The sequence below is a fragment of the Gammaproteobacteria bacterium genome (genome assembly GCA_029862005.1).
Lineage (GTDB): Bacteria > Pseudomonadota > Gammaproteobacteria.
Genome location: JAOTYD010000055.1, coordinates 1 through 10,614 on the forward strand (window position 1 = coordinate 1; position 10,614 = coordinate 10,614).

The 10,614-nt window shown below is 49.3% G+C and carries 11 protein-coding genes; 9 read left to right on the forward strand and 2 right to left on the reverse strand.

Annotated features, from left to right (window positions below):
- Together OES20_17905 and OES20_17910 are read right to left on the reverse strand one after the other, a co-directional pair.
- Positions 1 to 106 (reverse strand): nitrogen fixation protein NifB (locus tag OES20_17905; protein MDH3636569.1); only part of this gene is annotated, 106 nt, incomplete at its 3' end.
- Positions 107 to 243: 137 nt separating this feature from the next.
- Positions 244 to 1,338 carry a zinc-binding dehydrogenase gene (locus OES20_17910; protein MDH3636570.1) on the reverse strand — a complete coding sequence of 365 codons (1,095 nt, stop codon included), beginning with the start codon at positions 1,336 to 1,338 and terminating at the stop codon, positions 244 to 246.
- A gap of 341 nt (positions 1,339 to 1,679) precedes the next feature.
- Between OES20_17910 and OES20_17915 the strand changes: the two genes are divergently transcribed.
- The 9 genes from OES20_17915 to OES20_17955 all read left to right on the forward strand — a co-directional run bounded on the left by OES20_17915 (position 1,680) and on the right by OES20_17955 (position 9,965).
- The gene (locus OES20_17915) at positions 1,680 to 2,651 is read left to right on the forward strand and encodes a nitrile hydratase subunit alpha (GenBank protein MDH3636571.1); all 972 of its coding nucleotides are present in this window, start codon (positions 1,680 to 1,682) and stop codon (positions 2,649 to 2,651) included.
- Between the two features lie 259 nt (positions 2,652 to 2,910).
- Positions 2,911 to 3,780, forward strand: coding sequence for a DMT family transporter (locus OES20_17920; GenBank protein MDH3636572.1), 870 nt, complete (start codon positions 2,911 to 2,913; stop codon positions 3,778 to 3,780).
- Positions 3,781 to 3,810: 30 nt separating this feature from the next.
- A complete protein-coding gene (locus tag OES20_17925) occupies positions 3,811 to 5,241 on the forward strand; it encodes an amidase family protein (protein ID MDH3636573.1) in 1,431 nt (476 codons plus the stop codon).
- A 239-nt stretch (positions 5,242 to 5,480) separates the two neighbouring features.
- Positions 5,481 to 6,392: a phosphate/phosphite/phosphonate ABC transporter substrate-binding protein gene (locus tag OES20_17930; GenBank protein ID MDH3636574.1), complete on the forward strand. Its 912-nt coding sequence runs from the start codon at positions 5,481 to 5,483 to the stop codon at positions 6,390 to 6,392.
- Between the two features lie 141 nt (positions 6,393 to 6,533).
- The gene (gene phnC / locus OES20_17935; protein ID MDH3636575.1) at positions 6,534 to 7,355 is read left to right on the forward strand and encodes a phosphonate ABC transporter ATP-binding protein; all 822 of its coding nucleotides are present in this window, start codon (positions 6,534 to 6,536) and stop codon (positions 7,353 to 7,355) included.
- Positions 7,355 to 8,164, forward strand: coding sequence for a phosphonate ABC transporter, permease protein PhnE (phnE, locus tag OES20_17940; GenBank protein ID MDH3636576.1), 810 nt, complete (start codon positions 7,355 to 7,357; stop codon positions 8,162 to 8,164). Before phnC ends, phnE (OES20_17940) begins: the two co-directional genes overlap by 1 nt.
- Complete coding sequence (phnE, locus tag OES20_17945) at positions 8,136 to 8,972, forward strand: phosphonate ABC transporter, permease protein PhnE (protein ID MDH3636577.1); 837 nt, start codon at positions 8,136 to 8,138, stop codon at positions 8,970 to 8,972. The genes phnE (OES20_17940) and phnE (OES20_17945) overlap by 29 nt, the downstream gene beginning before the upstream one ends.
- A 95-nt stretch (positions 8,973 to 9,067) precedes the next feature.
- Positions 9,068 to 9,352: a nitrile hydratase subunit beta gene (locus tag OES20_17950; GenBank protein MDH3636578.1), complete on the forward strand. Its 285-nt coding sequence runs from the start codon at positions 9,068 to 9,070 to the stop codon at positions 9,350 to 9,352.
- A gap of 178 nt (positions 9,353 to 9,530) precedes the next feature.
- Positions 9,531 to 9,965, forward strand: coding sequence for a hypothetical protein (locus OES20_17955; protein ID MDH3636579.1), 435 nt, complete (start codon positions 9,531 to 9,533; stop codon positions 9,963 to 9,965).
- The last annotated feature ends 649 nt before the right edge of the window (positions 9,966 to 10,614 follow it).

Genomic DNA, 10,614 nt, shown 5'->3' on the forward strand with positions numbered 1-10,614 from the left:
AATAATGATCCACCCCGCACAAAAAAGCGCGGCGCACGCAGCGCGAGGTGATGTGGTAGTAGGGAGTATCCGACAATGAAATCAACGCCTTCCTGGGCCGAGTCATCAGTTAAATCCTTTTAGCTGAGATTGGAAAATCCTATCTTCCGCGGGCGATTCGTGTCAATAAAAAAGTGTAAAAAAGTGTGTGTCCCTGCTTACTCTCTAAAAAGTGTGTGTCCCTGCTTACTCTTACTACCACGTCTAGGGTACGATTGCGGCGCGAAGTACTGAATGGTCAGACGCACGAGTGAAGGCTTCATCCAACTGCTCCAGGGAAAATTTTGAATCAACAATGTCAGCAAACGGGTATCGGTCGCGGTTGGTCATGACAAAATCGAGCGCCTGGATCAACTGTCGTGGATGGTAATTATGGATACCTTTGATGGTTATCATTTTACGTAGAATTTCATTACCATCGATATTCATATTGGCGTCAGGGTTAACAAGTCCGGCAATAATGTAGCGACCTCCGGTGCGGAGCATCTTGATCCCTGTAGAAACAACACCCGGATGTCCACAAACCTCAATACACACATCAGCGCCATCGGGCGGGCAGTTTGCCCGGACCACAGAAACAAGGTCTTCTTCAGGAACCGCGTTGACATCAAAAGTGACATCAGCACCAAACCTTTTTGCAATTTCCAGCCGATCAGCGACGGCATCAAGGCCGATGACCCGACGTGCGCCACGCGCCTTCGCGATCGCGCAACCGTAAAGGCCAAGCAGCCCAAGCCCCTGAACTATGACTGTTTGTCCGACATCAATTTTTGCTGCTTCTGTAACTGATATCATTGTCGCAACCCCACAGTTGAGCGGAGTCGCTTCCTCGTCGGAAATCTCGCCAGGAAGGTTTAGTATACCGGTTCCGGGGAGAATGTAGCAGTATTCCGCAAACCCGCCTAAAAAATGCGGATCTTCCGTGGCCAGGTCGTGGCCATACTTTCGGACCCCAACAGATTTCTGCGGCAAATCGTGAACATCTCGATAATACGATTCACCTTCGTGGAAAAATTCAGTCCAGGTTACCCTGTTGCCAATCGCCAACGGGTCACCACGCATATCACAAACCATGTTCTCGCCGAGTTGCTCGATTACACCGACAATCTCATGGCCCAGGATTCCCGGGCAAGGGTTCGGCCTATGACCTAAATATGAATGGATATCTGAGCGACATATCGTCGACATGGTAATTCGGACCAACACCTCATCAGGGTTCACATCGCGGACAGGGTAATCCTGGATCTCAAATGGGGTATTGGGGGCATGGTAGACAGCGGCGCGTCCAGTCTTCATCATCGGTGAAACTCTCTGGCTTTTAGCTCATTTTGCAAACTTTTATGCTCTCCACAAAACCCGAAAAATAGCTTGCTGTCAAGCTGTAGACGCAGTGTTGGCTCGTAGATCGTAGATCGTCGATCAAATATGTCGGGGGCACCCCGGCGTAACTTCCCAATTCAACTGCCGACCACTGTTTCATTAACTTTCTTGCGTCAACCTTCGATCTGGGCGTAAGCTAAGCCTCAACCAATGCAGAAAAGCACAATTGAAACCGCATTTTATGCCGTTGCTGATTGGTGTATCGGGAGCATGTGATCGATTGTTGTCACGGTCAAATATTTGGTGGAGATATAAAGAAAATGAATCATCGCGGATACCACGATGTGGGCGGTATGCCCGGCGGTTCTATTGATCGAACCGAACGCCCCATGATGTTTTGGGAGAAAAGGATGGAAGCCGTGCGCGATTGTATTTCGCGCGGCGAACGACCCTTAATGAGCGTCGATGAAATGCGGCGCGTCATCGAAACGATGGGCAAGGACGCCTATAACGCGCTTGGATTTTATGAAAAAAAAGCGGCAGCCGTTCGGGATGTCCTGATCGAAAAAGGAGTGCTTGACCCAATTGAACTGGCAACACGCACCGAGCTGGTTCGCGCAAGCCGGGAAGCGGCCATCCAAAACCTCCCTGAATCCTTTGATCATCTACATGACCACGGCAACTTCAGGGAAGACGACCCCATACCAAGTGAATACAGCCTCATTAGCGAGGCCGTGTACACTTGTCTCGTGGATCAAAAACTGCTTTCGGCAGATGCGGTCAGCCGGATGATTGAGAGAATGGAAGAAGCTGGCCCTGCTCTCGGGGCGAGAATCACCGCTCGAGCCTGGCGGGACAAAGACTTCAAAGAAGCCTTGCTGAAAGATGCGAAATCTGCGCTTTTGGGAATCGGCATCGAACCGCTTGAGGCGGGTTTTCAGGTCGTTGAAAACACACCGCAAATCCACAATATCATCGTTTGCACCCTTTGCTCGTGTTATCCACGTTCCATTCTCGGCGCACCACCCGCCTGGTATGTCAGCAAGGCTTATCGCTCACGCGTCGTCTTCGAGCCGCGCATCGTCCTGGCAGAATTCGGCACGGAAATCAGCGAGGAACGTGAAGTCCGTATTCACGATAGCACCGCTGATTTTCGATACATGGTTCTGCCCATGCAGCCTGATGGCACTCAAGATTGGCCGTTGGATAAACTTGCCGCGCTGGTCAACCGTGACAGCCTCATTGGTGTGAGCCTTGCCACGCAACCTGGCACTAAAGCCGGAAACCCATGACAGGCAATCTTTGTCGATCAAACTATCGTCGGGCGTTTAATTTACTGTTCACAGGAAAAACATTCCTGTTGAAAGCAATTGATGCGTTTATCGCCTTACAATCCAGCGTCATGACTAAAACACGGGAAAGCAAAAGCATATCGCCGATCAACGGTTGTGGTTCGGGCTTTCGCTTATGCCCACTTGCAGCATTTTCCCCTGTTGTACGGCCTTGCCGCTGCCTATGCGACAGAGAACCTCTTTTGGCGAACGCGTCATCATGGAGATAATGGTCGTCCTGCTTGCCATGGGCTCGGCGGCTCTTCACCCCCTTAAAGAAGTGTTTATCAAGCACAACGCTTATCCTGAAGGATTGTGCCTGGCTTTTATGAGCATTTGGACCCTCATTGCCGGTATTCATGCCTGGGTATTGGGGCTTGATTTCATGTCGGTTATCCCAGTGTGGTATCTCGTCATCATTTCTAGCATGGCAATTTTTTTCTATCACTTTTTTATGATTGTCGCCCTCAGCGACGGCGACGTGTCTGTTTATTACCCGATCGCCCGCTCTTATCCGCTTATGATCGTTGCTATCGGCATGCTACTCTTTGGGCACCAGTACTCTGTATCGGTTTTGGGCGGAATAGCGCTGGTCGTGATTGGTGCATTCTTCCTTCAGTACCACGATGAAAATAAGTTGGTGCAAAACAAACGGGCGCTCTCCATGGCGTTTTTGGCGATGACTTGTTCCGCGGTCTACTCGCTTGCTGACGCAGCGGCCATGCAAGACGTTGAGCCCGTGATATTCTTTTTCTGGGATAGTCTGTTAATTGTGCCAATGGCAGTTTTATTGTTCAGCCTGACCCGCCCCCGGTCCCGGTCTGTGACGGAACACCTGTTTGGCGGATGGAAGATCACACCCGTCGGCTACATTTTGGCGGGCGTAACATCCTATCTGAGTTATATTTTTATACTGTTTGCCTATCAAGCTGGGGGCGATGTGGCCGCGGTTAGTTCCATTCGTCAGGCTTCCGTGCCGTTCTCCATTATACTCAGCTTCTTCCTGTTAAAAGAACTGAGGTTTCGGCGACAGATGCTCTGGTCATTGATACTAGTCGCTGGAATCATCACAATCATTTTAGAAAAATAAATACTGTGAAATTCAAACTGAAGGTGCGAGATGACAGACCTCATTCAATTACCAGCCACTAAGGCTGTCGATATGCTTCGGCAGGGAGAGGTATCCCCAACTGAAATGGTAGAGGCATCGCTTCGCCGGATTGAGGAAACGGATGGAAATTTAAACGCTTTACCAACGCTGTCAGCAGAGCGCGCACTTGATCATGCCCGGCGGATTGAATCAACGAAGACAAACACAAAAGACCAAGCCGGATGGCTCGGTGGATTACCGATCGCCATCAAGGACCTCAACGATGTCGCCGGTGTACGAACGACATATGGTTCCCCACTTTTCAAAGACAACATACCAGACAAGTCTGACGTTATGGTCGATACTCTGGAAGGCAACGGTGCAATTGTTATCGGGAAATCTAATACCCCGGAATTCGGACATGGCGCGAATACATTCAATGAGGTTTTTGGTGAAACGCTGAATCCCTGGAATACGGCAATGACAAGTGGGGGTTCCTCGGGTGGGTCGGCTGTTTCCGTCGCGACAGGACAAACATGGCTGGCAACCGGGTCGGATCTTGGGTGTAGTTTGCGTACCCCGGCAGCATTTTGTTCCATCGTTGGCCTGCGCCCGACACCAGGCCGAGTCGCCCGTGCGCCCACACGCCTGCCTTATGATAATTTATGGGTGCAGGGACCCATGGCGCGCAATGTTGGTGATGTGGCTCTGATGCTTGACGCCATGGTTGGCGAACATCCGGAAGACCCGATCTCTTTCGCCAGGCCGACGACACCATTTATCAATGCCGTCAACAACCCGGTAAAACCTCTACGCATTGCCTATAGCCCTGATCTCAACGGTCTTGTACCCGTTGCCAGAGATATTGCAGAAACCTGTAAGGCAGCTATCGACCAGCTCTCGGATATAGGCTTCTCCATTGAGGAGGCATGCCCTGATCTCAGCGATGTCCGTGAAATATTCCATGTCCTAAGGGCTAACCAGTTCGTTGGGGATCTGGCTGAAATTATTGATGCTAACCGCGGACAGGTCAGGCCTGAGGTCGTCTGGAATCTGGACCAGGGCTCGAAGCGGACAGCCGGAGAACTGGCCAGTGCAGAACGGGCGCGGGGTAGACTCTATTCGCGCGCGGCGAAATTTTTTCAAACCTATGATTTGTTAATTACACCGGCAACCATTGTCGCTCCGTTTGATGTTAAAATTCGGGCGATCAATGAAGTCGACGGTCATACGTTTGAAAATTATTTTGACTGGTACATGATCGCCTACGCGATTACCGCAACATCTCTGCCGGCAATGTCGCTTCCTTGTGGGTTCACGGATAGAGGATTGCCGGTTGGATTACAGGTCGTGGGACCGCCTCGAGGTGAAGCCCCGTTGCTAGGCGCAGCACGTTTGATGGAAGATGCCTTCTCAATCGTCAAACAGCTTCCCATCGACCCAAGATTAAATATCGATTAAGGAGACTCTTTAAAATGGGGAAACATCTTAAATGAGACTTACAAGGTCATCCAAGTTCACAAAATTCCACAATACCCGGCGAATCTATTGCCATCCTCAGAGCAACCCAATAGAATTGATCGAAAGCTCATCGCCCTTCCGCGGACGAAAGTAAAAAAGAAATGAGCAACTGAAGCCCTGTTCCGGGGCACGACAAAATTCGCCGGGTGTAACCCGGCTTCATTTCCGGGAGGATAAAAATGAAGAAGCGCTTTACATCATTACTCGCAATTTCTGCGGCCATTCTGGTTAGCGGCATGGTTTCCACATCGCAGGCTGGCGCCCCCGAGCAGCTCCGTTTTGGGCTCCTGCCCGCGGAAGACCCCACCCTTATGGTTCAGCAATTTTCTGGTATTGCCGAACATGTTGGTAAAACACTGGGCATTCCGGTCTCTGTTAAAGTTTCAGAAAGCTACAACGCGCTGATTGAAGGCATGCGTGCAGGTCATCTGGAAGTCGTCTACGTTGGTGGTGGACAGTATTTAAAAATGCTCGACATCGGTATGAAGGTAGAGCCGCTGGTTCTGAACAAAGATACCTATAAGCGGACTTACTACAAATCCTGCATCGTCACAAAGCCCGACAGTGGCATCAAAACCTTTGCGGACCTTAAAGGTAAAACATTCTCTTTCGTATCTCCGACATCTACTTCGGGCGGTGTTGCGCCGACCTATATGTTGTTGAAAAACAATATTGATCCAGACAAAGACTTCAAGCGCAAAATCTTTTCGGGCAAACACGACGCCTCCTTTCTGGCTGTGAAGAATGGTAAAGTTGATGCCGGTGCCGTTGGCGACTTCTATTTCTGGCGTTGGCAGGACCGTGGTATCTTCGAAATGGAAAGATATGATGAGCCGAATGACAAGCTGATCAATGCTGAACTCAGTATTGTCGCATGCCAGAAAGTTCCGAACACGCCGATGGTAATTGACTCAAAACATGGTGCAGACTTCATCAACAAGGTTCGGCAAGCTTTCCTGTCATTGCCGGAAGAAACAGCTAACGCTTATAAAATCTGGCCGAGCACAGGTTTTGTTCCAACATCACATAAAGATTTCGAAGATCTTGCCGAGATGGCGGAATTGAAGAAAAAGATCAAGGCAGCTCAGTAAGACTTCATAGACCCATGAAGCCAGCGCTTCTAAGGTATGTTTGACAATTAAGGGTCCGGGCTGATGTTACGGTCCGGACCCTCTCACCATATTCAGACAGATAATTATTGAACAAATGCAACAAACATATTGAGGCCATAGATGAATAATAAGGCCGACCGGGACATAATGGTCGAAGTAGAAAATCTGACAAAGGCCTACGGGAATTCACTGCCTGCTATCAGGGATATTTCACTGAGTTTTAAAAAAGGCGAGTTTATTGTTTTGCTCGGGCCTAGCGGGGTTGGAAAATCAACACTATTACGCTGCCTGAACTTTCTTGTTCGCCCGACATCTGGTGCTGTAAGGATCAATGGACAGGAACTGGGCCAACTCAACAAAAAGGGCCTGCTCAAGGCACGCCATCACATCGGAATGATTTTTCAGGAATTTAATCTGGTCAATCGCATGAGCGTATTGATGAATGTTATGTGCGGACGGCTGGGAACCTTGAGCACCTGGCGGGCACTTACCTATAATTTTACCGCTAAAGATCATGAAATGGCAGTTCGCGCACTTGTCCGCGCAGGACTTGAGGATAAAGAACTTTATTTGCGCCGGGCAGATACGTTAAGTGGCGGCCAGAAACAGCGCGTTGCTATTGCTCGCATGCTGGTTCAGGAACCGAAAGTGATTCTGGCTGATGAACCGATCGCAAGTCTGGATGTCATCATGCGCGTCCAAATCATGGACCTGATCCGTGATATTGCGGACCGCGATGGACTGACAGTGATCATGAGCCTTCACCAACTCGACATTGCGCGCTCCTATTCAGACCGGATTATTGCGCTTGCCGATGGCCAGGTAACATTTGACGGACCACCTTCTGAACTGGATGACGCAGTGATTGAGCGGGTTTTCAAGAAGACGGTTGATGAGGTTGATAAAGACCTCACAGCGGATATTTCCAAGGCGTCTGCATAATGAACACTGCAGTAACCTCAGATGTGCTCAACGCCATCATGGAAGAGCGACGCACAAATCGCCGTCAGTATATGGTTATTGGCCTGGTGGTTCTTGCGATGACTTTGTGGTCAGCCTGGGGAACCGAATTTAACCTTCCGAAGTTGATTGAAGGGCTGCCGATGATCTATGATCTCGGCGGCCGAATGCTGCCCCCCGACTTCACGATCCTGGAAGACCTGATGTGGCCGATGATCGAGACGCTAGAAATGGCGCTGCTGGGCACAACCATTCCCATTTTCTTTGCGTTACCACTGGCATTTCTCTGCGCGGTCAATACCACGCCCCATCCGATGGTTAGTGTCGTTATGCGCCTGCTCGTTGGCACGTTTCGCACCGTCCCGGAACTGATCTGGGCAATGGTTCTGGTGACCGCCGTAGGTCTTGGCCCGTTCCCGGGTGTACTGGCCCTGACGTTGCACAGTATCGGTGGCCTTGGAAAATTTTATTATGAGGCGATTGAGTCTGCTGACCCTGGTGTGATGGAAGCAATGGAAGCAGCAGGTGCCAGCCGCTTTAAGGTGGTCTGGTTTGGAGTGATGCCAAACGTCCTGCCGGTGATGATGTCGAGCACACTGTTTTACTGGGAGTATAATAACCGGGCATCGACTGTTCTTGGCCTGGTTGGTGCTGGTGGAATTGGACTTGCCCTAACCCATGCCCTTCACGATTTCCGTTATCCTGAAGTTGTCACCTGTCTGATTCTGATCGTTCTGATCCTAGTGGTTATTGATCGTATCAGTGCTTTCGTCAGAGGGAAAATTATTTGATATGAGTAGTGGCCCCACTTTAAACGAAGAAGCCCTTCGCGCCGGAAGTTTCAAAATGACACCGTTGCGTATGGGCGCCATTCTTATCGTCGCAACCATTTACTGGCAATCGATCAAGGGTACTGAAATGAGTATCCAGGAATTCGTCACCGGGATTCCGGCGATTTTAGACCTGTTAGGCCAGATGTTCCCGCCAGAATGGTCTTATCTGAAGCGGTTAGGCTGGCCGGTCGTCGAGACACTGCAAATTGGTATTATCTCAACCGTGATTGCGTCAATTCTGGCTTTGCCGATGGCTTTTCTGGCTGCCAAGAATGTCTCACCACATCCAGTTATCTATTTGCCGATTCGCCTGTTTTTGACGATTTGCCGCGGCGTATCCGAAATTATCTGGGCATTATTGTTTGTTGTTGCCGTTGGCCTTGGGCCGTTTGCCGGTGTTATTGCACTGATTATTTATTGTGTCGGGGTTATCGGAAAACTTCTGGCGGAAGCTGTCGAAGCCGTTGACCCTGGGCCGCTCGAAGCCATGACGGCGGCCGGGGCAAGCCGGTGGAAAGTGTTCTTGTATGGAGCCTGGCCGCAGGTTATGCCGCTGTATCTCAGCTATTGCCTCTATTACTGGGACCATAATACACGCCAAGCCGTGGTTCTCGGTTTTGTCGGGGCCGGTGGAGTTGGCTATGCGCTGTTTTTCAACATCAGCACCTATTATTTCGAAAAAGCCATGATGGCGATGATCGTGCTGATTTTGATGATTGTAGCGATTGACCGGTTCTGTCTGTTTTTACGACGGAAGATTATCTAATCGTATAGAAAAACTGTCCAACCGTTTTCAAGCTACCCGACGCCTCAAAATGGTCAGAGACTTACCGAATGATTCATTCCGTAGGAGAGTCAGGCATGAGACGCTTTAATGTCGGAGATTCCGTAAGAGTCCGGTTGTCGTACCCCACAAGACATGTGCGCACACCGACGTTTATCCGTGGGAAGTCAGGGTTAATTGCATCCGTTTCTGGCAAATTTCCCAACCCGGAAGAGCGTGCTTACGGGCAAGCGGGGCTTCCAGCGCAAACGCTTTACCGGGTACTATTCCGACAAAACGAAATCTGGCCAGGGTATTGCGGCCCGGAACAAGACACCACTGTCGTCGATATATTTGAACATTGGTTGGAGGAGCCTGAATAGTTTATCCGTCATCAAAACTCTTGAAGCACTTTGTGATTTGAGCCCAGGAGGATCTGGCTCATCTAGTTGATTATGTTAAGCGGCGACTTTGCGATGATGCAAGCGCCCTTTTTCGATTGTGAACTGGAATCCACTCAGACGATTCATCGATTGGTTGAATCCATCAGGAGAAAATACAATGACGAAATCCACCGAATCAAACCCCAGGAGCAAGGGAGTTATCCCAGTCGCGGTTCTGGGATCGACTGATTTCGACGCAATGCAAGTCGATTTCTCAACCGTTACATTTGGCCCAGATGGAGCCTTACCCGCGCATGATGGTCATGTCGAAGATGTTAACGACGATGGTTATATGGATATGATGTTCCACTTCAAAACTCAGGAAACAGGTATTGTCTGCGGAGACACCGAAGCAACCCTAAATGGTGAGACATTTGAAGGAACCTCGATTACTGGAACTAACACGGTGAATACCGTTGGATGTAATGGTACAAGTGCCGAGAAAGTTGATGAGACCAGCAGTGGCGCAGGTGCGGTGAGTTGGATGATGTTTCTTGGATTAGGTGTCATTGGGCTGTGGCGTCTGAATAGACGGACCATACGATCCAATTGAAATAGCCGACTTTTAAATTTAAGAATTAAGCCCAGCCACTGTACGGGGTTTTTTGTACATGATGAATGCCCGAAAGTGGCCGAAGATTGCCTCCTACCAGTACTCTACGAGCGGCAGCTTACGAGAAAACAGAACCTGGTTAAGTAAACAGGCCTCTATTATCTTGGCGGTAATTTTGTGTGCCTGAATATATTGAAAAATTGGGATATGAGGGAAGAGGAAGTCTGTTGTTCGGGATAAATATATTCGCGTATCAATTCTTCTCGGATTTTTTGTCGCCTGCGCTCGATTCGATTCTTCCCAACAGCGCAACTTACAATCTGAGTAAAATCGGTAATCAGGCTATTATCGGTGACATCTGAAATATCAGTAATATCTTTTCTATCTATATCTGTTGGTGTGGTGTCGTCGTTCATGCAAGTGGATTGATTGAGATTCGCCCGTCATTAAATAGATTAAAGGAATGGCAAATTTGATTCTAATTGTATAAATCAATCGCAGATATGTGGGGTAGTAATTTGCGGTTTTAGAAAGTGTCAGCGTCCGTTCATGGCCGAAGATTGCCCCTGGTGACGCGCCTTTCAGTGTCTGCTTTAGAGAAAAATGAATATCAGCATGGGTACTTTGTCCGACTGCATGCGCTTGTTAG

Coding starts and splice junctions, on each gene's coding strand:
- OES20_17920 (MDH3636572.1), top strand. CDS start 2,911: ATGGAGATAATGGTCGTCCTGCTTGCCATGGGCTCGGCGGCTCTTCAC.
- OES20_17910 (MDH3636570.1), bottom strand. CDS start 1,338: ATGATGAAGACTGGACGCGCCGCTGTCTACCATGCCCCCAATACCCCA.
- OES20_17930 (MDH3636574.1), top strand. CDS start 5,481: ATGAAGAAGCGCTTTACATCATTACTCGCAATTTCTGCGGCCATTCTG.
- phnC (MDH3636575.1), top strand. CDS start 6,534: ATGAATAATAAGGCCGACCGGGACATAATGGTCGAAGTAGAAAATCTG.
- OES20_17915 (MDH3636571.1), top strand. CDS start 1,680: ATGAATCATCGCGGATACCACGATGTGGGCGGTATGCCCGGCGGTTCT.
- OES20_17925 (MDH3636573.1), top strand. CDS start 3,811: ATGACAGACCTCATTCAATTACCAGCCACTAAGGCTGTCGATATGCTT.
- OES20_17950 (MDH3636578.1), top strand. CDS start 9,068: ATGAGACGCTTTAATGTCGGAGATTCCGTAAGAGTCCGGTTGTCGTAC.
- phnE (MDH3636576.1), top strand. CDS start 7,355: ATGAACACTGCAGTAACCTCAGATGTGCTCAACGCCATCATGGAAGAG.
- OES20_17955 (MDH3636579.1), top strand. CDS start 9,531: ATGACGAAATCCACCGAATCAAACCCCAGGAGCAAGGGAGTTATCCCA.